Annotated in this window: 10 protein-coding genes and 1 tRNA gene; 4 read left to right on the plus strand and 7 right to left on the minus strand. The window is 63.3% G+C overall.

Translation table 11 applies throughout. The annotated features are described in order from the left end of the window. Window positions 1-425 precede the first annotated feature (425 nt). Both ABFK29_RS11055 and ABFK29_RS11060 read right to left on the minus strand, forming a co-directional pair. Complete coding sequence (locus ABFK29_RS11055) at window positions 426-1,052, minus strand: LysE family transporter (RefSeq protein ID WP_040604383.1); 627 nt, start codon at window positions 1,050-1,052, stop codon at window positions 426-428. A gap of 302 nt (window positions 1,053-1,354) precedes the next feature. Continuing rightward, the gene (locus tag ABFK29_RS11060; protein ID WP_005857941.1) at window positions 1,355-12,805 is read right to left on the minus strand and encodes an Ig-like domain-containing protein; all 11,451 of its coding nucleotides are present in this window, start codon (window positions 12,803-12,805) and stop codon (window positions 1,355-1,357) included. 771 nt (window positions 12,806-13,576) lie between these two features. Here ABFK29_RS11060 and ABFK29_RS11065 point away from each other — a divergent pair. Next, a complete protein-coding gene (locus ABFK29_RS11065) occupies window positions 13,577-15,970 on the plus strand; it encodes a COR domain-containing protein (RefSeq protein ID WP_005857943.1) in 2,394 nt (797 codons plus the stop codon). 433 nt (window positions 15,971-16,403) lie between these two features. Here the strand turns inward: ABFK29_RS11065 and ABFK29_RS11070 are convergent. From ABFK29_RS11070 to speB, 5 genes are all read right to left on the minus strand, one after another. Then, window positions 16,404-16,477 (minus strand) — tRNA-Gly (locus ABFK29_RS11070). 106 nt (window positions 16,478-16,583) lie between these two features. After that, window positions 16,584-18,623, minus strand: coding sequence for an ASKHA domain-containing protein (locus ABFK29_RS11075; RefSeq protein WP_005857945.1), 2,040 nt, complete (start codon window positions 18,621-18,623; stop codon window positions 16,584-16,586). Window positions 18,624-18,794: 171 nt separating this feature from the next. After that, window positions 18,795-19,250 (minus strand): DsrE family protein, encoded by a 456-nt coding sequence (locus tag ABFK29_RS11080; protein WP_005857947.1) that lies wholly within the window; start codon window positions 19,248-19,250, stop codon window positions 18,795-18,797. A gap of 143 nt (window positions 19,251-19,393) precedes the next feature. Further along, window positions 19,394-20,542, minus strand: coding sequence for a CaiB/BaiF CoA transferase family protein (locus tag ABFK29_RS11085; protein WP_005857948.1), 1,149 nt, complete (start codon window positions 20,540-20,542; stop codon window positions 19,394-19,396). 180 nt (window positions 20,543-20,722) lie between these two features. Continuing rightward, window positions 20,723-21,667, minus strand: coding sequence for an agmatinase (speB, locus tag ABFK29_RS11090; RefSeq protein WP_005857950.1), 945 nt, complete (start codon window positions 21,665-21,667; stop codon window positions 20,723-20,725). A 288-nt stretch (window positions 21,668-21,955) separates the two neighbouring features. Between speB and guaB the strand changes: the two genes are divergently transcribed. The 3 genes from guaB to ABFK29_RS11105 are packed head-to-tail and all read left to right on the plus strand — an operon-like array spanning window position 21,956 to window position 25,355. After that, a complete protein-coding gene (gene guaB / locus ABFK29_RS11095; protein WP_005857952.1) occupies window positions 21,956-23,404 on the plus strand; it encodes an IMP dehydrogenase in 1,449 nt (482 codons plus the stop codon). Then, window positions 23,404-24,198 (plus strand): MBL fold metallo-hydrolase, encoded by a 795-nt coding sequence (locus tag ABFK29_RS11100; RefSeq protein WP_005857954.1) that lies wholly within the window; start codon window positions 23,404-23,406, stop codon window positions 24,196-24,198. Before guaB ends, ABFK29_RS11100 begins: the two co-directional genes overlap by 1 nt. Continuing rightward, window positions 24,195-25,355, plus strand: a complete 1,161-nt coding sequence (locus ABFK29_RS11105) for an RsmB/NOP family class I SAM-dependent RNA methyltransferase (RefSeq protein WP_005857956.1) — start codon at window positions 24,195-24,197, stop codon at window positions 25,353-25,355. Before ABFK29_RS11100 ends, ABFK29_RS11105 begins: the two co-directional genes overlap by 4 nt. Window positions 25,356-25,449: the final 94 nt, after the last annotated feature.

Here is a 25,449-nt window from a genome sequence, read left to right on the forward strand (position 1 = left end):
CCGCCATCAGGCATCAGATACGACAAAGCCCCGCCCGGTGTGACAGCCGGGCGGGGCTTGTTGCGTTTGGGGACGGGGTTAGGCCTCCGACCCATGGGATCGGAGGCCTCGCGTAAAGCTTCAATGGGTTGATAACTTTAGGGGATGCCCTTTTGCATCAGACTGGCATCAAGAAGACAGTAGCCGTTTGGAGGTTAAGGCCGAGTTAATACGCGTCGCCAGGACACGAGAAGAAGCGGCGCTGCGACGATCACCCAGCCAGCGATACACATGATCAGCAAGAGGGGAGGCACGGCGGTTTAGGTTGGTGGGCCGCATGCCCTGGATCAGAATGCCGCGGCGCAGCCCGTCAAAGCTGCCGTTCGCCGCGCGTGCGAACCCTGGCGGGATCGTAAGGTCGGCTGAGCGGACAAAGCAGACAGTGATCAGCGCGGCTGAAATGCAAGTCGGATACCCAGAGCGCAGTACAGGGTGCCGACTACTTTTCCTTGCCAACGCTGTACCCCGGGGTTGCTGCGCAAGGTTGCTCCGATAGCGCCTGCGCCGACCGCCACCGAAAGCGTGGCGGCGGTCCCTACCACTACGAACAGCAGGCCAAGCACCAAGAGCTGCAGGGCGACATTTCCTTGTTCGGGAACAACGAACTGCGGCAGGAACGCCAAGAAGAACATGGCCGATTTCGGGTTCAGCACTTCAGCGAGACATGCCTGACGAAATGCTTGGCGCGGAGTGATCAGTGGCAAATCAGGCTGGCCCTGGAGAGACGTCCGATCAAAAATGCTACGGAGGCCGATGTAGATCAAATATCCAGCGCCCAGCAATTTCACTGCCAGAAAAGCATTGGCTGACGCCATGACGATGGTTGACACCCCTATGACGGCCAGAACGGTGTGTATTACATCTCCCAGGCCAATACCGAGGCTCGTCGCTACTCCTGCCCGTGTCCCCGAGGTTGAGGCACGTGCCAAAGTCAGCAGGATCGACGGCCCCGGGAAGAAGACGAAGCCGACCAGAACTGCAAGGTAAGTCAAAAGCACAGTAATTTCGGGCATCGCCATCTCCTTTTTCAGGCTTTGCTGATGCTAAGGACTTGGGCTACCGTCCGTAAAGGGCTCGAACCCGACTTGCGGCGGCGCCGCGAGCCGAGCACCTGGCGCGCCGCAGCCATCGTCGCTCACGGCCCAAAGCCGACTTTGAAGCCAGGTGCAGCGTATGACCGGTCCCAGCCCATCTTTACATTTTCTGCAAAGCAAAATTTGCCGCCCGTCACTTTCCGCAGTGGAGTGGGCTTTCCGAATTCCGGGTTGCATTGCGTGAAACGCAGCGGGTCTTGTATGCCCCCCAAATACATCGTTCACAAAATGCTATCTCCAATGTCTGCCCAATACGAAACCGAACCGTCATCATAGGTTACCACGTGCGAGACCAACTTGCCCTCGGCGTCGTAGGTCTTCGCCTGATCGACCCAGGTCTGGGCGTTCAGCGGGTCGGTCTGGATCATCGAGGACCGGATGCCATCGGTGAAGAAGGTGGTTGCCATGCGTCCGTCGTCGAAGGCCTTGCGGTATTCCACCGGCGCGCCGGTCTCGTCGTAATCGCGCTCCATCCGGGTCCAGTCAAAGGCGTCGCCGAGATCGTCCATGGCATAGGCCGAGCGGGTACCGCCGATGTAATCCGTCGTCTCGAGACGCCCGTCATCATAGGTCACCACGCGCGAGACCAACTTGCCCTCGGCGTCGTAGGTCTTCACCTGATCGGCCCAGGTCTGGGCGTTCAGCGGGTCGGTCTGGATCATCGAGGACCGGACGCCATCGGTGAAGAAGGTGGTTGCCATGCGCCCGTCGTCGAAGGCCTTTCGGTATTCCACCGGCGCGCCGGTCTCGTCGTAGTCGCGCTCCATCCGGGTCCAGTCAAAGGCGTCGCCGAGATCGTCCATGGCATAGGCCGAGCGGGTACCGCCGATGTAATCCGTCGTCTCGAGACGCCCGTCATCATAGGTCACCACGCGCGAGACCAACTTGCCCTCGGCGTCGTAGGTCTTCACCTGATCGGCCCAGGTCTGGGCGTTCAGCGGGTCGGTCTGGATCATCGAGGACCGGACGCCATCGGTGAAGAAGGTGGTTGCCATGCGCCCGTCGTCGAAGGCCTTTCGGTATTCCACCGGCGCGCCGGTCTCGTCGTAGTCGCGCTCCATCCGGGTCCAGTCAAAGGCGTCGCCGAGATCGTCCATGGCATAGGCCGAGCGGGTACCGCCGATGTAATCCGTCGTCTTGAGACGCCCGTCATCATAGGTCACCACGCGCGAGACCAACTTGCCCTCGGCGTCGTAGGTCTTTGCCTGATCGGCCCAGGTCTGGGCGTTCAGCGGGTCGGTCTGGATTATCGAGGACCGGACACCATCGGTGAAGAAGGTGGTTGCCATGCGCCCGTCGTCGAAGGCCTTGCGGTATTCCACCGGCGCGCCGGTCTCGTCGTAGTCGCGCTCCATCCGGGTCCAGTCAAAGGCGTCGCCGAGATCGTCCATGGCATAGGCCGAGCGGGTACCGCCGATGTAATCCATCGTCTTGAGACGCCCGTCATCATAGGTCACCACGCGCGAGACCAACTTGCCCTCGGCGTCGTAGGTCTTCGCCTGATCGACCCAGGTCTGGGCGTTCAGCGGGTCGGTCTGGATCATCGAGGACCGGACTCCACCGGTGAAGAAGGTGGTTGCCATGCGCCCGTCGTCGAACACGAGCACGCTCGATAGTATGTGTCCGGCGGGCGAATAGATGCGCGTGATGCTCTGCCAGCCATGGTCGTCACCGATGTCCGTGACGAGCTCCATCCGATTGACAGTTATATTGACGGTCGCGGCGTCGGTGTTGCCGCCGCTGTCCGCAACTTCGTAGACGAAACTGTCCCAACCGTAGAACCCGACATCCGGGGTGTAGACGAGTGCCCCTCCGACTTCCACGACGCTGCCATGCGCTGCATTCTCGATGGTGCGGAACACCAGTATTTCGTTCTCTGGGTCTGTGTCATTGGCCAGGACGTCGATACTAATTGCATAGCCCTGAGAGGTCGTGGCCGTGTCGTCCATTGCGTCCGGCGCCGTATTCGGAACGCTTGTCACGGTCAGCGTCTGGGTGTCGGACAGGTATCCGTCCGTAGCGGTGATCAGCAGGCTGTACTCCAGCGTGCCGGCGGCGCTGGCGGGCAGAGGCTGCGACAGGTCCCCGGCATAAGTGATCGCCCCGGTGGCCGGGTCGATGGTGAACAATGCGGCGTCGGGACCGGAGAGGCTGTAGCTGGGCGCATGGCCGTTCGGGTCGGTGGCCATGGCGGTGAAGATCGCGCCGCCGCCGTCCTGCTGGATCTGGACGGTTGTGTCGTCCCCCAGAACCGGCGCGGCGTTGACCAAGTCGGCGATCAGGTGGTCGGTGGCTGTGCCATTGGTTCCTATCCGCAGGACCTGGATGTTCTCCAGCCGGTCGGTGCCTTCGGTCGCCGTGCGCACCTCGAAGACGCCGCCGCCAAGGTCAAAAACGTAGATGCCCGAGGCATCGTCGGCATAGGTGGCGACGTTCAGATCGCCTCCGGTAGAGCCGTAGATCGAGTCGTTGCCTGCGCCGCCGGTCGCCGTGTCGTTGCCCAGCCCCAGCTGGATTCGGTCGTTGCCCGCGCCGCCCAGTGCGAGGTCGTCGCCGTCGCCCGCGGTCAGCGTGTCGTGGCCCGCGCCGCCTGACAGCGTGTCGTTCAGAGCTGCGCCAACGAGATCGTCGCTGCTGTTGCCGCCCGTCAGGTCAAAGCGTTCCACATCGGTGTAATACATGTAGCGGTAGTCGCTGGCATGGACGACGCGGTAGTAGGGGGTGCCGCCCGAGGTGGTTCCCCGCGAGATCCCGTTGGTCGCGGCGCTCCAGTCCATCGTCAGCGTATCGGTGCCTTCGCCCGCGTAGAAATAGGCGGAGCCGACGTAGTTCAGGTCGGTGGCAAAGCTGTCGTCGCCCGCGTCCGAGAGGAAGTAGTTGTACTTGCCCGTCGTGTTGGTGTGCGAATAGACGCCGCGCGCATCGAAGGTGTCGTTGCCCGCTCCGGTATACAGCCACAGCTGTTCCGCGCCTTCCAGCCGGGTCTCGTCCGCAGTTCCGGCAAAGAATACGGCCTCGGTGCCCTGAAGGTCGGCGAGGACGATGGTGATGTCCTCCACCGGGTCGGTCTCGGTCGCCGGGTCGAACCGCAGGTCAAGCGAGGCCCAGTCCTGCCCGGTGCCCAGCAGCACGGTGTCGCCCTTGTCCGCGCCTTCGACGCGGTCATGGCCCGCGCCGGTCTCGAAGCGGTCGCGGCCACCCAGAGCCACGAGGTTGTCGTTGCCCGCGCCCGAACGGATGTCCAGTTCCTCGACATCCGAGAAATACTGGTAGATGTAGTCGTAGCCGCTGATGTGCGTCCGGTAGCTGGTCGCGCTCATGTTGGTGACCGCCGAATAGGCCCCGGACCAGTCGATGGTCAGCCGGTCATAGCCCGCACCGGCGGCGAAGGTCGCGTTGCCGATGGCGTTCAGGTCGGTCAGGTAGGCGTCGTCGCCGTCCCCGGCCGAGAAGTAGTTGGCATAGCCCAGCGTCGTCTGGTGCGAATAGACGCCGCGCACGTCCAGCGTGTCGTCGCCCGACCCGGTGTACAGGTGGATCTGCTCGATGCCGGACAGCTCGGTTTCGTAATCGGTGCCCGCGAAATAGGTCGAAGTGGTGGACTGCAAGGCCGAGAGGTCGACGAGGATATCCTCGACCACCTCGGTTTCCCCGGCCCCGAAGGTGAGGTCCAGCTGCACCCAGTCGCGCCCGTCGCCGCCGTGGATGGTGTCGCCCTTGTCGACGCTGTGGATCTTGTCGTGGCCGCCGTTGGTGACAAAGCGGTCGCGCCCGCCGACGGCCCAGACGTCATCGCCCGCGTCCGAAGTGGTGAGGTCCAGTTCCTCGATATCCGAGAAGTAGGTGTAGATGTAATCGTAACCGCTGATATGCGTGCGGTAGCCGGTGCTGGACCCGCTGGTGTGCAGGGTCGTGCTGCTGCCCGAGCCGCTCCAGTCCAGCGTCAGACGGTCGTAGCCGTCGCCTGCCACGAACCACGAAGTCCCGCGCGACAGGTGGTCCGACAGGTAACGGTCGTCGCCGTCGCCCGCGTCGAAATAGTGGGAATAGCCAAAGTACCCCACCGTCGAATAGACGCCGCGCGTGTCGTAGGTGTCGTTGCCCGCGCCGGTGTACAGATGCGCCTGCTCGATGCCCTGCAATTGGGTCTCAAACTCGGTCCCGGCGTAGAAGGTGGCCGTCGCGCCCTGAAGGAAGCCGAGATTGACCACGATATCCTCGACGGGGTCGACCTCGCCCGCCGCCGTGTCGAAGGTCAGGTCCAGCTGCACCCAGTCGTGGCCGTCGCCCGCGAGGATCGTGTCGCCCTTGTCGACGCCGTGGATGCGGTCATTGCCGCCGTTGGTGACAAAGCGGTCGCGCCCGCCCACGGCCCAGACATCGTCGCCCGCGTCCGAAGTGGTGAGGTCCAGCTCCTCGATATCCGAGAAGTACTGGTAGATGTAGTTGTAGCCGCTGATATGCGTGCGATACCAGGTGTTGGTGGCGTTGCTGAAGAACTCCGTACTGCTGCCCGTGGCGCTCCAGTCCAGGGTCAGCTTGTCATAGCCGTCGCCCGCCACGAACCACGAGGTCCCGCGCGACAGGTGGTCGCCAAGGTATGCGTCGTCGCCATCGCCCGCGTCGAAGTAGTTGGAATAGCCGAACAGCGAAACGGTCGAATAGACGCCCTGCGCGTCGTACACGTCATTGCCCGACCCGGTGTACAGATGCGCCTGCTCGATGCCCTGCAACTGGGTTTCGAACTCTGTCCCGGCAAAGAAGGTCGCGGTGGTCGATTGCAGCGCCGAGAGGTCGACCACGATGTCCTCGACGATCTCGACCTCGCCCGCCGCCGCGTCGAAGGTCAGGTCCAGGCTCACCCAGTCGTGGCCGTCGCCAGCGAGGATGGTGTCGCCCTTGTCCGCGCCATGGATGCGGTCGTTGCCGCCCTGCGTCTCGAACCGATCGCGCCCGCCCACGGCCCAGACGTCATCGCCGCCGTTGCCGGTCTTGATGTCCAGTTCCTCGATATCGGTGAAGCGGACGTAGATGTAATCGTAGCCGCTGATGTGGGTGCGGTAATATTGCGCGCCGCCCGAGGGGGTGAACAGTTCGGTCGCGTGGTCCGTGCCGCTCCAGTCGATGGTCAGCTTGTCGTAGCCGTCGCCCGCCGCAAAGAACGCGTTGCCGCGCGACAGGTGGTCGGTCAGGTACTGGTCGTCGCCGTCGGCCGCGTCGAAATATTGCGAGTAGTTGAAGCGCGACACGGTCGAATAGACGCCCCGCGTGTCGTAGACGTCATTGCCCGACCCGGTCCACAGGTGCGCCTGTTCGATCCCTTGCAGCTGGGTCTCGTAGTCGGTCCCGGCAAAGAAGGTCGCCGTGTTGGTTTGCAGGTCGGACAGGTCGACGATGATGTCCTCGACCACCTCGGTTTCGGTCGCAGGATCAAAGCGCAGGTCGAGGCGCACCCAGTCGTGGCCCTCGCCCGCGAGGATGGTGTCGCCCTTGTCCGCATCGTGGATGCGGTCGTCGCCGCCATTGGTCACGAACCGATCACGCCCGCCCACGGCCCAGACGTCATCCGCGCCGTTGCCGGTGGTGATGTCCAGCTCTTCGATGTCCGAGAAGTACTGGTAGATGTAATCGTAACCGCTGATGTAGGTGCGGTAGTAGGCGCCGCTGCCCAGCAGTTCCGTGCTGTGGTCGGTGCCGCTCCAGTCGATGGTCAGGCGGTCATAGCCCGCCCCGGCGAGGAAGTTCGCCGCCCCGCGCGCACGGTGGTCGGTCAGGTAGCGGTCGTCGCCGTCGCCCGCGTCAAAGCGGTTGGAGTAGTTCCAATAGGCCCTGCTGGAGGCCACGCCCCGCGCGTCAAAGGTATCGTTGCCCGCGCCGGTGGTCAGGTTGATCTGCTCGATGCCTTGCAGGTGGGTCTCGTACGCGGTGCCTTCGAAGTAGACCGCCGTCTCGGTCTGTAGGGCCAGCACGTTGACCACGATATCCTCGACGATCTCGACCTCGCCGGCGGCGGCGTCGAAGGACAAATCGAGGTTCACCCAGTCGTGGCCGTCGCCCGCGAGGATGGTGTCGCCCTTGTCGGCACCAAAGATGCGGTCGTGACCGCCCTGCGTCACGAACCGGTCGCGCCCACCGACCGCTTCGACACTGTCGGCGCCCGAGCCGGTCTCGATGTCGATTTCCTCGATGTCTGAGAAGCTCTGGTAGATCCAGTTGTAGCCTTCGTAATAGGTCCGGTAGTAGGAATTGGCGCTGTTGTAATCCACGGTTCCCGTGGCGGTGGACCAGTCGAGGATCAGCTTGTCGTACCCTTCGCCCGCGACAAAGTTCGCGCTGCCCAGCGCGCGGCGGTCGGTGGCGTAGGTGTCGTCACCCGCGCCCGCGTCGAACAGGTTCGAGCGCCCCCAGTAGCTGCTGTACGACCATACGCCGCGCGTGTCGAAGGTGTCGTTGCCCGCGCCGGTGCGCAGGGTCATCTGCTCCAGCCCCTGCACGTGGGTCTCGTTCTCGGTGCCCGCAAAAAACACCGCCGCGTCGGACTGGGTAGCGGCCAGCACCAGCGTGATGTCCTCGACCGGGTCGGTCTCGCCCGCGGTGGCGTCAAAGCGCAGGTCGACGTCGGCCCAGTCGTGGCCGTCGCCCGCGAGGATCGTGTCGCCCTTGTCGGTGCCAAATATCTGGTCGTTGCCACCTTGGGTGACAAAACGGTCGCGCCCGCCGACGGCATAGACGAGGTCGGCCCCCGCGCCGGTGGTGATGTCGATTTCCTCGATGTCCGAGAAGCTCTGGTAGATCCAGTTGTAGCCGTTCTTGTAGGTCCGGTAGTAGCCGTTGGTGGCGTTGTAATCCACCGCCCCCGTGGCATCGCCCCAGTCGAGGATCAGCGTGTCATAGCCTTCGCCCGCGATGAAATTCGCGCTGCCCAGCGCGAGGAAGTCGGTGGCATATGTGTCGTCGCCTGCACCCGCGTCGAACCGGTTCGAGGTGCTGAAATAGGTGCTGTAAGACGCGACTCCGCGCGTATCCAGCAGGTCATTGCCCGCGCCTGTGGTCAGGCGGATCTGCTCGATCCCTTCCCAGTGGCTTTCGATGGCGGTGCCTGCGTTGGTGGTCACGGTGCCCGCCTGCGTGTCGATCAGGCGCAGTTCGAAATCGAGGCCGAGGTCCGCTCCTGCGGCGGTCAGCAACGTGCTGACGACAAGGTCATGCCCGCTGCCGCCCGAGGCATCCACCGCCCCGGCATAGGCGTACAGCCGGTCATGGCCCGCGCCGCCGTGCAGCGTGTCGTCCAGCGCCGCGCCGTACAGGGAATCCCCGCCCGTGCCGCCGCGCAGGTCAAAGGACTCGATCCCGTCGAAATAGGCGTAGGTATAGGCGTTGTTCTGGTAGACGCGGTAATAGGTGGAGGTTGACGTCTCGTTGTAGGTGATGGCGCTGGTGGCGGTGGACCAGTCCATGCGCATGATGTCAGCGGCCCCGTCGCCGCCGTGGATGTAATGCGTCCCGCGCGAGGCCAGCGTCATGCGCAGGTCGTCGTCGCCCTCGTCGCCGCTGAGGTGCTCGGACCCGCCCGCGCCCGCGATGATCGTATCGTTGCCAAGCCCGCCGCTGATGGTGTCGCCGTAGCCGTTGCCGGTGATCACGTTGTCCAGCGCATTGCCGGTGATCGTCACGGCGCGGGCGTTGTCGGTGACGGTCAGGTCCTCGACGCCGGGGGCCTGCGCCGCCATGTCAAACGTGTTGGTGCCCGCCGACAGGAGCTCGATCAGGTCATGGCCGTCGCTGTCCTGCACCAGGTCCAGCGCGTTGTCGACGACATAGGTGTCGTCGCCGTTGCCGCCGTTCAGGGTGTCCGCGCCCGCCAGACCGTTCAGGCGGTCATTGCCGTCTGTCCCGGTCAGCACGTTGTCCAGCGCGTTGCCCGTGCCGACGCGCGCATCGCCGAACAGGCTCATGTTCTCGACCTGCTGCTGGCTGGGCGTGTCCAGCGTCCAGTCCACCCAGGCCTCGACCAGATCGGTGCCGGTGCCAAGTTCCGTCACCTGTTCCAAGGCGTTATCGACCACATAGGTGTCGTCGCCGTCGCCACCCACCAGCGTGTCCACGCCCGCGCCACCGTCGAGGCTGTCCGCGCCGGTGCCGCCCCACAGCGTGTCGCTGCCCTCTGCGCCGAACAGCGTGTCGTTGCCCACAAGGCCAAAGAACTCGTTGTCGTTCGCGTCGCCCGTCAGGGTGTCGTCGAAACCAGAACCTTCGATTTCCTCGATGCTGTTGTAGCTGTCGCCCTCGGACTCGCCGCCCGCTTGCGTGGCAAGCGTCAGGTCGATGGCCACGGCGGCCGCCGAACTGCGATAGGTCACCCGGTCGCGGCCCTGACCGCCGATAAAGGCATCGGCCCCGCCTTTGCCTTCGAGCGTGTCATCGCCCAGCGCGCCGAACAGCGTCTGGTCCAGCTGGTTGCCGGTCAGGTCGCCGTCCGTCACCGACAGATCGACCAGCAGGACCTCGATGTCCTGAAAAGCGTCCAGCGCAAAGTTTTGCAGCTTTGAATGGAGCACATCGTTGCCGCCGCCTGCGACCTCGATCACCTCGTCGTCCACATGGTCCACGACATACTGGTCGTCGCCGCCAAAGCCGGTCATGCTGTCCGCCCCGGCCTGACCGTCCATGTATTCCCCGGCCTCGGACCCGATCAGCGTGTCGTTCCCGCCACCGCCGAACAGCGAGCCGCCTTCCAGCCCCAGCTGGTTCGCAGTTAGCACGTTGGCCTTGTCGTTGCCTGTGCCGGAAATGGCAGCGCCGATCAGCGTCAGGTTCTCGATCTGGCTGGCTTGGGTGCCCGCGGCGATGGACCAGCTGATCGCCGCGCGGACCTCGTCCACGCCGCCGTCGCCGCCGGTGCCGATCTCGCCATAGCGGTCCTCGTCCACCACGTCGCCGGTGTCGTCCACATAGTAGATGTCGTTGCCCGTGGCGCCGACCATGATGTCGGCGCCTTCGCCGCCGTCGAGCGTATCGTCGCCTTCCGAGCCCAGCAGAACGTCGTCGCCGCCCGCGCCGAACACCTCGTCGTTGCCCACGAGGCCGATGAACATCTCGTTCGCCGAGCTGCCCGAGAGCGTGTCGTCATGGTTCGACCCTTGAAGCACCTCGATGGAGGTCAGGTCGTCGCCCTCGGCCTCGCCTCCCGTGCCGGTGCCCGCAGTCAGGTCGACGTTCACCGCCGCCCCGGACAGGACATAGGTCACCATGTCCTCGCCACCGCCGCCGTCGATGGTGTCGCCGCCCGCGCCGCCGTAGAACAGGTCGTCGCCCAGACCGCCCAGCAGCACGTCATCGCCGTCGCGTCCGAACAGCGTATCGACCCCGTCGCCGCCGTCCAGCGTGTCCGCCGCCGCGCCACCCGCCAGCATGTCGTCGCCGTCACCGCCCGCGATAGAGGCCGCCAGCGTCAGGGTGTCGCTCCAGATGATCTGGTCGGCCTCGGCCCCGCCATCGGCCACGACCAGCGCCGGGGCTGCAAAGAGTTCGGTGTAGCCGTCCACGGTGACAGAGATCATGCCGCCGCCGGCATCGGTGACCAGCACGATCTCGGCGCCGTCCGTGGCCGTGCCCACCAGACGGTTGCCCGCTAGCGCGCCCACGTTCAGCGTCAGGGTGCTGCCCGACAGCACCGCCAAACCCAGCGGCGCCGCGGTCGAGGACAGTTCCGACCGGCCAGAGAAGTTGAAGTTCGACAAGGTGAATTCCGGCGTCTCCAGACGGCCCACGTCGCCGCCGAGGATCTTCGCCGCCACCTTGAACCCCGCCGTGATCGACCCAGAGGCGTCGAAGACGCTGAACGGGTTCGAGGTCACCGCCACCAGGAATTCGTCGTAGTACAGGCGTCCCTGTTCCGACTGGATGTCATCGGCGATATCGAGGTTGATCGTCCCGGTGATATGCCCGCCGCCATAGAGGCTGGCGAAATAGGCGTCGAGCGACACGCCAAGATCCACGGAGGCGCGGACCGACGCTTCCGGCCCGGTGCCGTCGATGATGTAGAGACCGTTCAGCGCATCCAGCAGCGTCGCGCCCGGCTGCGTCAGGCCGCGCGTGCCGTAGCCAAAGGCCAGGTCGAAATCCGCTCCGATCTCGCCGCCGATGTTGACGGTGACGAAGGGAAAGATCGGCAGGTTGATGATGCTGTCGTTGCTGATGCCGAACCCGACCTTGGGAAAGTAGATCTCGACCAGGTCGGCGTCGCCGCCCAGCAGCAGCGACAGGGCCTGCGTCGGGTCTTGCAGGATCGGCAGCGAGAAGGTCGCGCCGTTGACCATCTCTTGCAGCATCTCCTGCGGGGTGGTGCCGTCCGCCCCCGCGACGCCCCAGCCGTTGCCGGACACGGAATCCACCACCTCGACGAGGTTGTCTGCCGTGCCTTGCAGGTCGAACCCGGCATCGGCCAGCTTGAACGCCAGCGCGCGCATGTCCTGCCCGGTGGACAGCTCGTGGTCGCCAAAATTCAGACCGGCCTCGCCGAGGTTGGCCTCCGACAGGAAGGCGGCCCAGTCCACCACGTCCTGCGCCAGGTCGATGAATTCATACAGCGGTTGCAGGTCGATATTCGGCGCGGCCAGCTCGACCAGGTCCAGCAGGTTGACCGTGCCGTCGTCGTTGAAATCCAGCCAAGTCTGCCAGTCGGGGAAGTACTTGAGGAAGGTGATCTCGGCCGTCAGCACGTCGAGCGCCTTCTTGACCGGCTCGATCAGCGGGTCGATCGCGTCGAAGATCGGCAGGATCACGTTTTCGAGGAAAGTACCAAGGTCCAGCGTCACGTCGCGCATGACGACCGTCGGCAGCTCGCCAAAGGTGATGTTCTGGTCGGTCGGATTCACCTCGGCCGAGATGAACTGCCAGTCCACGTCCAAGGTGGCCGAGACCGAGGGCAGGGCGCCCGTGCCGAAATCGGCGGTCAGGTCCATGACGATATCGGCGTCGCCGGTCAGCGACACGTCTAGGAAGTCCTGCCCCAGCTCGGACAGGCGCAGCTTGCCGTCTTTGTTCGGGTCGATCAGGTTGACGTCGAAGTCCAGCGAAAGGTCGGTCCCGGCGTCCGCCACGCTATAGTTCAGGATGCCCAGCGAGGCGGTCGCCCCGTAGCTGACCGAGGTCGTCCCCAACGACAGGTCGAGGCCCGAGGTCGCGGTTTCGATGAAGAAACCGGAGGTGTCGACGCCCAGCGTCAGGGCCAGCGCTGCTGCGGCGGCGACCTCGGTCGTGCCGGAGACAGAGATGTCGATCCCCGGCATCGCCAGATCGCCGGCAATGGCCATCGACGCGGTTTCCTCGCCCGACGCGCCCAGCGTCAGCGTGACGGTATCGCCGTTGACGTTGGCCGAGACCACGACGCCCGACAGTCCCAGCGACGACAGCTGGTTGGTGACGGCGATCTCCAGCTGCGCGGCGGTGTAATCCGCCGCCCCGGACAGCGTATCGAGCGCCGCCAGCAGCGCCGTGCGCACGTCGCCCACCACCTGCGTCGCGTCATTGGCGGATCCGCCAAGGCTGGTGCCGATCAGAGGCAGCGTCTCGGCCAGGGCCTGCGTGGCATAGGCGCTGCTGAATGCGTTGAGTGCGGAGGATGCGCTGCTGCGGAGCTCGTCGATCTGAGCCTGGGTAATCGTCGTCAAAATGAAGCCCTTCTAGGGGAGGCGCGGAAACACAACCGGGGTGCGCCGAAAAATCGAAAGATATATTCAGGCGAAAATGCGTCAGACTATCCTTTCGAGGCAAGCGTTTCGAGAAACATTAAATGGAAACTCACGAATTTTCTTTGCAAAATTCACGTATACCCTGAGGTGAACAGCGTGACTAACCCCTGAGTTGTGTGCGTTGCGTTCTCCCCGCTCCGGGCGCGTTCACGCCAAGCCGCGCAGCGAAAGATGCACGCGCAGCGAATCTCTGGGCAAGGGGAGGAGACGCGCGTGCGGACTGTCTTCGCGTGCCAATATCTTCTTTGCGAAAACCCGAATCCGAACCGTTTCAACTCAGTTCATTTTGCGGTGATTTGAATTTGTCATGAGGTAAGAAACGTTGATGAATTCCGCTCTCCGCGCAGAGCGGTCATGCGCGCCAAGTGCAGCGGAGGACCGCTTCCCGCCCCTCGTGTAGATGAGAACGCCGCCGACGCTCCCGGCCCAAAGCCGACCTTGAAGCCAGGTGCAGCGGATGACCGGTGTCAGCCCTTACCGGCGAAAAGATGTGCGCCCACCCACCAAATAGTCGCTAATCGATCCCACGCAACCAATTCATCAAAAAGGCATGATACCTCAAACAAGAGTTGAGCGACGAATTGCTTGGAAGGGAAACAGAAATTGACAGGAGCGACCCCAATGGTGACCATATTGACGTCAAGGAATCAGCTTGGGTTGAGTTGACTGGTTTGAACGTAAAGGGTAAGAATGAAAAACTCCGAAAACTTAACCGTCGATGAGCTCATTGATCTTGAGCGAAACGTTTTGACTGGATCTCTTAGACTGAGCGGGCTTGATCTCAAGGAGATTCCCCCTGCAGTTTTCGGCCTGACACACTTACGGGAATTGAACCTAAATAATAATGGCATAAGTGAAATTCCGAGGCTCGTGGAGGGGCTGATTAATCTTCGCTCCCTATCAGTGGCCAACAATGCACTGCTGCACTTGCCGGATGAAATTTGCCACCTCCACCATCTGGAAAACTTAGACGTTGGGATGAACAAACTCAACTATATTCCAGATCAGCTCGGGTCATTGACGAACCTAAGTTACCTGAGGTTGGGCAGCAACGAATTTAATGGCCTTCCCTCCTCTTTGGCCGCATTGCGCAGCTTGAAGACCCTTATTGCTGACAATCTGGACCTTTGTGAGTTCCCTGAATGCGTAGTGGACATTAAGTCTCTGCAAACGCTGAATCTTTCAGGAAATTTATTTGCCGAAATTCCGGACAGCTTTGTAAGAATGACATCATTAAAGAGATTGGTGGTAAACAATCTCGAAATAAAAAACGTTCCAATAGAGATACTCAATAGAGGCCCTGGCGCAATAATAAACTACCTGCATGCATTTGGAGAGAGAGGCAATACGATAGAGCTGAGAGAAGCGAAGTTAATAATCGTGGGGGAGGGGGCGGTAGGTAAAACCGCCTTAATGCAGAGGCTGGTTAGAGATGTTTTTGATGAGGACACGGAGACCACGGAGGGTATTGAAATAGTTTCTTGGCCCATTAAGGGCGAGAGTGAGAAACCTCTAACCTTGAACGTTTGGGATTTTGGCGGTCAGGAGATTTATCACAGCACTCATCAATTTTTCCTTACCAAGAGGTCCCTTTATCTATTTATCTGGGACGCGCGGAAAGAGGACAATATCCTGAATTTCGACTACTGGATGAATGTGGTTTCTCTGCTTAGTGAGCGATCTCCTATAATTTGTGTGCAAAATAAGATTGATGAACGTATGACGACAATTGATGAAGACTCGATTGTCAAAAAATTTCCTAATGTTCGTTCATTTGAGAATGTGAGTGCTGCAACGGGGCAAGGCATCATTGATCTCAGAGGAAGGATTCTTGGCGAAGTAGGAAAGCTTGATCACATTGGCGATGTCTTGCCGGAAAGCTGGAATAGGGTGCGCGCCGAACTGGAGGCTCTGGGCGAAAAATTTATTTACAAAGAACAATACCTGGAAATATGTCTCAGGGAGGGCATTGACAAAAAGTCGGCTGAATACTTGGGTCAATATTACCATGATTTGGGGGTTTTTCTTCATTTTTCCGACAATAAAATCCTTGAGCAGATCGTATTCCTAGATCCGGAGTGGGCTACTGGTGCAGTCTATCACCTTGTTGACGTAAGGGAGGTTCAAGAGAATTTCGGAAAATTTTCATTTGACGACCTTAAGCGACATTGGCGCGGGTTCGGGGATCGCAACCACCTTTATCTTGTTGAGCTGATGAAGCGCTTTGAGCTCTGCTTTGAGGTGGGCGATACTGGTAGATTCATTATCCCTGAGCTTTTAAGTCATCGGAAGCCGTTCATAGCTGAAGTGGACAGCCCTCTTAGATTTGAGTATCATTATGATTTCATGCCGGCCGGAATCATCTCAAGGTTTATTGTAAGGTGTAATGATATCATAAAGGGTGATTTTTTTTGGCGTACGGGGGTTGTGCTGCAAAGGGAGGGGGCTATTGCAAGTGTCGTAAGCGAGCCACTGCAGCGGAAGCTTATTATCACCATTTCGGAAGGTAATAAGTCGCACCTTCTGGCAATTATTCGCCGCGAACTGGCTGCAATTCACAATTCCCTCAACAATCCGCGGGTTGTAGAAATGCTACCCTGCCCTTGCTTCGCATGCCGTAAAAGTGACGCCGGCTACTACCATAGCTTTGACTATTTGAAGAGGGCTAGAGAGAAAAGAAAATTTCGCGTCGAGTGCAAGCATAGCCTAGAGGACGTGGAAATCGACCACATATTGGAGGGGATAAAGAGGAATAATTTAATCGACTACAATCAAAATTATGGAGGCAGCATACCAGACACGATTCGAATTGGGGAGATCCTCCTCAGCATTTCGGTTGATAAAAGAAAGCTTTCTCGACTCGGGGTTGACTTTGAAGATTATAGCAAGCTAATTGGGGAGGTTTCCAGACTCAATGAAGCCAGGCTGATTGAACTGGAAAGGATTCTTCGACCAAATGGAAGGCCAGCAAGTTCAAGCAGGGCGGCTCGCGTAATGGATTTCGCATCCAGCAATGGAATTAGCGTCATTCAAGGTGCAGGTGGCAGCGCTTTATATGAACTTCTATCGGGCATGTTCTTTTGAGTCGCTGCGTATATTTTCTTGCCAGACGAAATATGCTTGCGGCTTGACTAAATCAGTAGCGCGGCCGCTTTAATATTATCTCCTTATGCAGTTGAGGAGTTGAGGATTATTTCTGCCGGCTTTCTGCGCACAGCAGCCATTCAACATAGTCGCAGCGAAAGCCGGCTCTCCGCCCATTCTGTAACCTGCGCTTATGCCGTCGGCCGATCTTGATAAGGATGACAAGCGGCGGACTGATGTGGACCTGTAACGCGGTCCGGTTCCGTCGCGCTCGAATCGTGAACATCCTTCGGGACTTTCTTCGGGACTCTTCGGGATGTTCGTCGCCTGTTCTTCCGAATTATTCCCTGCGGGCCTGCAATTTGCCGCGCATCATGCCGCAGAAATAAGCGGTATTTCCGAATTAAATCAACGTTTTGCGAGGGGTTTCGACTGGAGCGGGTAGCGGGAATCGAACCCGCGCGTTCAGCTTGGGAAGCTGACAGGCTACCATTACATCATACCCGCCGCGACGGATTGGCTATCTCAACTCCCTGGAGGGATCAAGCCAAATTCGGAGGCCGCCGCACTGCCGGACAGGGCCTCGATCGCGGTGGCGTCGGCGCGCCGGAGTTCAGCCGCGGCGCCGCCTGCGCCCGCCGCCAGATCCGTCTCCGCCCGCGTTGAAGCACACCTGGGGCAGGGGCACCACCTTCTTCAGTTCCGGGAAGGGATCGGTGGCGTGCGGGATCGCGTTCGCGGCGACGAAGTGTTCCTGAAATTTCGGTTCGATGGCGGTTTCGACCTTGGTGATCCGGCGTACTGTCGCCTCGATCTCGCGCCGTGCCTTGAGCGAACATAGCGCGATGCGCGCACCGGTTCCGGCGGCGTTGCCTGCCGATGTCACCTTGTCCAGCGGCACGTCCGGGATCATCCCCAGCACCATGGCGTGTTTCGGAGAAATATGCGCGCCGAAGGCCCCGGCCAGCACCACGCGGTCGACCTTGTCGACGCCGCGCGTGTCCATCAGAAGCCGCGCCCCGGCGTAGAGTGCGGATTTGGCAAGCTGGATGGCGCGGATATCGCCCTGGGTCACGGTGATCTTCGGGCCGCCGCCGGCGGTGCCGTCATGGATCAGGTATTCGTGCGTCCGGCCCGCGGGCAGGCAGCGTTCGGAGCCCGTCGCCTCCGCCGAGCCGATAAGGCCCGAGGGGTCGAGCAGCCCGGCCATGCGCATCTCGGCCACCGCCTCGATGATGCCGGAACCGCAGATACCGGTGATGCCGGTCTGCGCGGTGGCGTCGGCAAAGCCGTCTTCGTCGGACCAGAGATCGCAGCCGATGACACGGAAGCGCGGTTCCCTGGTCGCCGGGTCGATGCGGATCGCCTCGATCGCGCCGGGGGCGGCGCGTTGGCCGGAAGAAATCTGCGCGCCTTCGAAGGCGGGACCCGTGGGCGAGGAACAGGCCAGCGTCCGCGAGGTATCGCCCAGCAGGATCTCGGCGTTGGTGCCCACATCGACGATCAGGGCGAGGTCTTCGGACTTGCCGGGCTGTTCGGCCAGTGCCACGGCGGCGGCGTCGGCGCCAACGTGCCCGGCGATGCAGGGCAGGATGTAGATCCGCGCCGGTGCGGGCAGGGCGGTCAGGCCCAGTTCCACCGCCGAAAAGTGCAATGCATCGGAGGTCGCGAGCGCAAAGGGCGCCTGTCCCAGTTCCACCGGGTCGATGCCCAGCAGCAGGTGGTGCATCACGGGATTGCAGACAAACACCGTCTCCAGGATCAGCCCGGCGTCGATCCCGGCCTCCTTCGCGATGTCGGCGGTCAGAGTGTCGATGGCCTCGCGCACGGCGGCGGTCATCTCGCGTTCGCCGCCGGGGTTCATCATCGCGTAGGACACGCGGGACATGAGGTCCTCGCCGAAGCGGATCTGCGGGTTCATGATGCCCGCCGAGGTGACGACAGCCCCGGTGTCGAGGTTCGTCAGGTGCGCGGCGATGGTGGTGGAGCCGAGGTCGATGGCCAGCCCGAAGATCCCGGCCTCGTGCAAGCCGGGCCAGAGGGCGATCAGGCGGGGGCGGGCTTCGGCATGAGAACGGTGCAGCGCGACCGTCACCTTCCAGTCGCCTTTGCGCAGGACCTTCTGCAGGACGGGCAGAATCTTCGGATCGACCTCCAGGTCGTCGACCTCCCACTGTTCGGAGAGCGCCTTTGCCAGCCGTTGCTGGTCGCCGGTCGGATCGTGCATGTCGGGCTCTGCCACCTCGACGTAGAAGAGGCGGGTGGCCGGGTCCATCTCGATCACGCGGTCGGCGGCGGCCTTGCGGACCACCTGGCGGTGCACCTGACTTTCGGGCGGCACGTCGATCACCACGTCGGACTGCACGGTGGCCTGACAACCGAGGCGACGCCCGGTCTTTAGCCCGCGCACGCGGTCGTAGCGTTCCTCGACGCTGTTACATTCGGACAGCGCGTCCTGCGCGACGTGCACCCCGTGCTTGGAAAAATCGCCATAGGACGGTGTGATCTGGCACTTGGAGCAGATGCCGCGCCCGCCGCAGACCGAATCGAGATCGACCCCCAGTTGCCGTGCCGCGGTCAGCACGGGCGTACCCACCGGGAAACGACCGCGTTTGCCCGAAGGGGTGAAGATCACGAGGGGGTCCTGGGCCATGGTCGCTCCGCGTACAGTCTGGGTCCGTCGTCGCGGAACATAGCGGCTGCGCGGGCGAGCGAAAGGCCGGATCGCGGCATGGGGCGGCGGGATTGCGGCGGAGAGGGCCTGAAATGCGAACGGCGGCGCCCCGTGGGCCCCGCCGTCTGCCGTCAACCGAAACGGTGCGTCTCAGGGCTTGATGTAGGTGTAGCCCATGGCCTGAAGTCGCGACAGCTCTGCCACGCCGGACGGCACGATGTCTTCCTCCCAGACGTCGTAGAGGTCGTCGCTGTAGTTGATGTTGCGGCCTTCGAGCGTGTTGTTGCAGACGTGGAAGGCGACGTTCTGGCTCTTGAGCGAACCGATGGAGGTCTGCAGCCGGTCGTCGTCCTTCGCGTTCATCACGAGGCCCACGCCATTGCCGTGCATCACCACGACGACGTCGAGGTTTTCGGCGCCCACCGCGTTGATGTGGTTCTGGATGTTGCGCATCGCACCCATGTAGGCCTTGCTGTCTTTGCCGCCGTTGCCATTGATGTGGTAGACGACCTTTTGCGTGCCGTAGCGCTCGTTCGCCAGCGCGGGCTGGGCCAAAACGAAAATACCGAACGTCAGCGCGAAAAGCGCCTTTGCGATTAGTCTCATTGGTTGTCCTCCCTTGGTGCGGGGGGTGTCCTCCTGCCCCCGCAGCCGTTCACGAGCCCATACGGACTCTCGAAATATCATTTACGAATATATGAATAAGTCAACGGTTTCGCACTGCGCCGGCCCGACAGGAGGGGGGCGGGTCAGGATTGCTCCAGCCAGCGCAGGATTTCGCCACGGTTCCCGTCGAGGTCCGGGGCCGGACCGCGTGAGGTCGGATCGGGCGCGTCGGTCATCTTGATCGGATTGCCTGCGGCCTTGAACGCCTGCCGCCCATTCTTGTCGAGCACATCGACAACCATGTTCCGCGCAAGGATCTGCGGGTCCTTCAGCACCTGGTCGATGGACTGGATGGGGCCGGTCGGAATGCCCGCCGCTGTCAGCTTGGCGATCCAGTGTGCCCGCGTGTTTTCCAGCGTCACCGCCTCGATCAGTCGTTTCAGCAGGCGGGCGTTCTTGCAGCGTGCCGGGTTGGTGGCAAAGCGGTCGTCGTCGGAAATCGGCAGGTTCAGCGCGATGCAGAGCCGTTCGAACAGCCGGTCGTTTCCGGCGGCGATCACGAACAGCCCGTCGGAGGCGTGGAAGGTTTCGAAGGGGGTGATCGAGGGGTGGCGTGCACCGGACGGGCCGGGCGCCTTGCCGGTGACGGTCGTCAGCGCCACGGCGTGTTCCAGGATCGCGAGTTGGCTGTCGAGCATGGCGACGTCGACCTTGCGGCCCTTTCCGGTGCGGTCGCGGTCCAGAAGGGCGGCGAGGATGCCCTGCGTCAGGAACATGCCCGCCACGATGTCGCCGATGGATGCCCCGACGCGCACTGGGTCGCGGTCCTTCTCGCCGGTGATCGACATGACACCGCCACGCGCCTGAACGACCATGTCGTAGGCCGGGCGCTTGGCGTCCGGACCGGTGTGGCCGAAGCCGGAGACAGCGCCATAGATCAGCCGGGGGTATGTGGCGTGCAGGGTCTCCCACCCGTAGCCCAGCCGTTCCATCACTCCGGGGCGGTAGTTCTCGACGATCACGTCGGCACGCGGCAGCAGCTTTTCAAAGATCGCGCGGTCGTTGTCTTCCTTGAGGTTGAGCGCGATGGATTTCTTGCCATGGTTGATCGCGGCGAAATACGCCGACTTGCCGTCCTTGAAGGGCGGGAAGGCGCGGGTGTCGTCGCCGGCTTCGGGTGGCTCCACCTTGATGACGGTGGCGCCCATGTCGGCCAGGGTCACGGTGCAGAAGGGCCCCGCGAGGACATGGCTCAGGTCGAGGATGGTGTAGCCTTTGAGTGGGGCGGTCATTGTCGTGCCTCCGGATGTCTGCTGCTCGGATGCCAGCAAACCGCGACGGGGCCGTGACGGCAAGGGCTTTTGCCGCAAGGACGCTGCGACGCGGCGGAGGATGGCTGATCTTTCCGCTGCGGACGGGCCGCGCGCTAGACGGGGCGCGCGCATTTGTCCCGGCGCGGGTTCCTGTGTCGCTCAGCCCTTGGCGAAGATGAACCCGAGGAGGTTCAGCAGCACCTGCGCCGCGAGGATGGAGGTGGAGCCGGTGGGGTCGTAGTCCGGGGCGACCTCCACCAGGTCGATGCCCACGACCTTGTGGGACCGCGCGACCTGCTGGAGGACCTCCAACACGTCATAGTAGAGGAAACCGCCGTGGCTGGGCGTGCCCGTCCCCGGCGCGATCGACGGGCAGAAGGCGTCGATGTCGATGGTGATGTAGACCGGCACGCCTTCAGGAATGCGGGCGGCGGTCGCCTCCGGCCCGAGCTTGCGCACCTGCCGCACGGACAGAATGTCCGACCCCCTTGCGCGCGCGTCCTCGTATCCCTCGCGCGCGGTTGAGGACACGTTGCGGATGCCGAGCTGCGTCAACCCGCTGACCCATGGCTTTTCCGAGGCGCGGCGCATCGGGTTGCCGTGGCCGCGCGTCACGCCGTGCCGGACATCGACGAAATCGAGATGCGCGTCGATCTGCAGGACGTGGAAAGGCGCTTGGCCCTCGTAGGCCTCGATGCAGGGAATGTTGATTGAATGGTCGCCGCCGATGGTGACGGGCAGGGTGCCTGCCTTCAGCGCAGCCTCCACGCCCTTGCGGATGTTGGCGTGGCTGGTCTCCGTGTCGGTGTGCACGATGTCGGCGTCGCCCATGTCGACGATCCGCACCCCTTCGAGGTAGGTGACGTCGTCCTCGTGGTCGTAGGCGCCGGCATGGCCGAAGCTGAACAGGGTCGACGCTTCGCGCACGCCACGCGGACCGAAGCGGGCACCCGCGCGCCATTGCGTGCCCGCATCGTAGGGCGCCCCGAGGATCGCGACATCGGCGTCGAGCGCGCTCCAGTCCGGCTGGTACGGGCTGCGGGCAAAGGTGCAGATGCCGGTAAAGGGCAGGTTCAGGCGGCCGGAATCGTAGCCATGTGTCATGGGGATCTCCTCTCTGCGCGACCCTGCAACGGTGAACGAGACCGGGCAAGCGGGATCGGGCGGCGGGTCTGTCCTTGGGCGCAGGTGCCTTCGGCTTCCGCATCCCGCGCCCTCCCATGGTCCGGGCGCGGCCGAAGACAGGCCAGGTTGGTCGGGGCGCTGGGCGCTACATGCCCGCACCGCGCCTCGCCTTGGCCTCATGACGTGGCGGCGGTTTGGGGGTTTCCCTCCCTCACGGGCCATGCAATAGGGACGTGCCAACCGATCCCCTCCCAAAGGAGACTTCCAATGGAGATTCGCGAGGCGCTCACCTTCGATGACGTTCTTCTTGTTCCCGCCGCATCCGTGGTGCTGCCGTCCACGGCGGACACGCGTACCCGGGTGACGAAGTCGATCAAGATGAACATTCCGCTGCTCAGCTCGGCCATGGACACCGTGACCGAAAGCCGGATGGCGATCACCATGGCGCAGGCTGGCGGCATCGGCGTGATCCACAAGAACCTCGATGTGGAGACGCAGGCCCGCGAGGTCCGCAGGGTGAAGCGCTTCGAATCCGGGATCGTCTACAATCCCGTCACCCTGACCCCGGAACAGACGCTGGCGGACGCCAAGGCGCTGACGGAGCGTTACGGCTTTTCCGGCTTCCCGGTGGTGGACGAGAAGCATCGCGTCGTGGGGATCGTGACCAACCGCGACATGCGCTTTGCCCAGAAAGACGAGACCCCGGTCCGGGCGATGATGACGACGGAGCGGCTGGCGATCCTGACCGAGCCTGCCGACCGCGAGGAGGCGATCAGCCTGATGCGTGCACGCCGGATCGAAAAGCTGCTTGTCACCGACAAGAACGGCAAGCTGACCGGGCTTCTGACCCTGAAGGACACCGAGAAGGCCGTGCTGAACCCGACCGCCTGCAAGGATGCGCTGGGGCGGCTGCGGGTCGCGGCGGCTTCGGGCGTCGGCGATGCGGGCTACGAGCGGTCGGAGGCACTGGTCGACGCCGGTGTCGACATCATCGTCGTGGACACCGCGCACGGCCACTCCCGTGGGGTTCTGGAGGCCGTGTCGCGGGCCAAGCGGTTGTCGAACGAAGTGCAGGTCATTGCGGGCAACGTGGCGACGGCAGAGGCCACCATGGCGCTGATCGACGCGGGCGCCGACGCGGTGAAGGTGGGCATCGGACCGGGCTCGATCTGCACGACGCGGATGGTGGCGGGTGTCGGCATGCCGCAGCTGACGGCCATCATGGACTGCGCCAAGGCGGCGGGCGACGTCCCGGTGATCGCCGACGGTGGCATCAAGTTCTCCGGCGACTTCGCCAAGGCCATCGCCGCCGGGGCCTCCTGCGCCATGGTCGGCTCGATGATCGCGGGCACCGACGAAAGCCCGGGCGAGGTCATTCTGTACCAGGGCCGGTCGTTCAAGGCCTATCGCGGCATGGGGTCGCTTGGCGCCATGGCACGCGGTTCGGCGGACCGGTATTTCCAGAAGGACGCGGCCTCCGACAAGCTGGTGCCCGAGGGCATCGAGGGGCAGGTGCCGTACAAGGGCCCGGCGGGCACGGTGATCCACCAGCTTGTGGGCGGCCTGCGCGCGGCGATGGGCTATACCGGCAACGCGACGGTCGAGGACATGCGGCGCAACTGCACCTTCGTGAAGATCACAGGCGCCGGCCTGAAGGAAAGCCACGTGCACGACGTGCAGATCACCCGCGAGTCGCCCAACTACCGGATCGGCTGATGGACGACGCGCTGAACCCGTCGGTGGATCGCTTCGTCTCCGGCGATGTCGAAGTCCTTTGCCTGACCGACGGCGGCAAGGTTCTGCCGCCGGAGATCTTCCCGACGCTCGACGCGGAGACGCGCGGTGCGCGCCTTCAGGCGTGGGGTCTTGGGGACATCGACATCGCCTTCAACACATATCTGCTGCGCCACCCGGGCGGGATCGACCTGGTGGATACGGGGTGCGGTTCGCTGGTGGGCGCGGACGCGGGCCATACGGTCCGCATCATGGCCGAGCTCGGGATTGCGCCGGACGACGTCGACAGGATCATCTTCACGCACCTGCATGGCGACCATGTCGGCGGCGCCTTCGGGGAAGGCGGGCTGATCTTTCCGCAGGCGGAGATCCTCATGCACGGCGCCGAGGCGGACCACTGGCGCGGCAAGGATGCGCCCGGCGGCCGCCTCGTGGCAGAGGCGAAGCGGCTCGTGCCGCTGGACGACGGTGCCGATCTTGGCCACGGGATACGGCTCTGGCACCTGCCGGGGCACACGCCTGGCCACAGCGGCCTGCGCATCGGCGGGCTGGTGATCGTGGCGGACATCGTGCATTCCGAGGCGCTGCAACTGCCCGACCCGGATCTGGCACCGAGTTATGACGTTGACCCGGTGCAGGCGGCCGCAACGCGGCGGGAGGCGCTGTCCCGCGTCGCCGCAGAGGGATCGGTCTGGTCCGGCTGCCACATGCTGGGCCCGCGGAAATTCGCGCGGCTCACGCGGGACAGGGGCGGCTTCGCGCGGGTGCCCCTGTGACGCCGGCGGCCCGCATACAGGCCGCCGCAGAGCTGATCGACCGGATCGTCGCGGGCGAGGCCGCCGAGAAGGCGCTCACGACATGGGGCCGGACGTCGCGTTTTGCCGGGTCGAAGGACCGTGCCGCCGTACGCGACCATGTCTTCGACGTGCTGCGGATGTGGCGATCGACGGCGGTCAAGGGCGGCGGAGAACATGGGCGCGCCCGGATGCTCGGGCTGTTGCGCCTGCGCGGCATCGATCCCGACACACTGTTCGACGGCAAGGGCCATGCACCGGCCCCGCTGACCGAGGCGGAGCGCGCCGCCGGTCGCATGCCGGACGGCGCCGATGCCTGGGACTTGCCGGACTGGCTGGCGGACCGGTTCCGGTCGGATCTGGGCGAAGCCGCCGGTCCCACCGCGCTGGCCCTGCGCGAACGGGCGCCGGTCTTCCTGCGCGTGAACACCCTGAAATGCGCTCTGGCGGCGGCGCGGGATCGTCTTGCGGCCGAAGGGGTAGAGACCGCGCCACACACACTGTCGCCCACCGCGCTGGAGGTCCTGTCCTGTGCGCGGGGACTGGTGCGCACCGGGGCCTTCACCGACGGCTGGGTGGAGCTTCAGGACGCCGCCAGTCAGGCGGTCGTCGACCTGATTCCCCCAGAGGGGGCGGGCCGCGTGCTCGACTTTTGCGCCGGGGGCGGGGGCAAGACGCTGGCTCTGGCCGCACGGCTCCCCGGGGCCGCTCTCTTTGCCCATGACGCCGATCCGGGCCGGATGTCCGACCTGCCGCAGCGGGCGGCGCGGGCCGGAGCGAAGGTCACGGTGACCCGACAGCCCGAAGGGGCCTTCGATCTCGTGATTGCCGATGTGCCCTGTTCGGGCAGCGGCGCGTGGCGCCGCGCGCCCGAGGGCAAATGGCGCCTCACCGAAGATCGCCTGACGGATTTGCAGAGCATCCAGGCTGACATCCTTGCCACCTGTGCATCGTTTGTCGCGCCCGGCGGTTGCCTGGCCTATGCCACCTGTTCGGTGCTGGCCGCCGAAAACGAGGCTCAGGTGGCCCGGTTCCTCGCGGAACGACCGGGCTGGCGCCGAGGACCGTCGCGCCAGTTCTTGCCTTCGGACGGTGGCGACGGGTTCTTCGTCTGCTGCCTGATCTCCGGTCGCGCCTGAATTCCGCAATCTGAAGCTGAATTTCGCCTCGCTTCCTGTCGCGGTTAATTCGGCATTAACTTCTCCGCAGTCGAATGTATGAAAGCGATTCGAG

The sequence above is a fragment of the Sagittula stellata E-37 genome (assembly GCF_039724765.1).
Taxonomy (GTDB): Bacteria; Pseudomonadota; Alphaproteobacteria; order Rhodobacterales; family Rhodobacteraceae; genus Sagittula; species Sagittula stellata.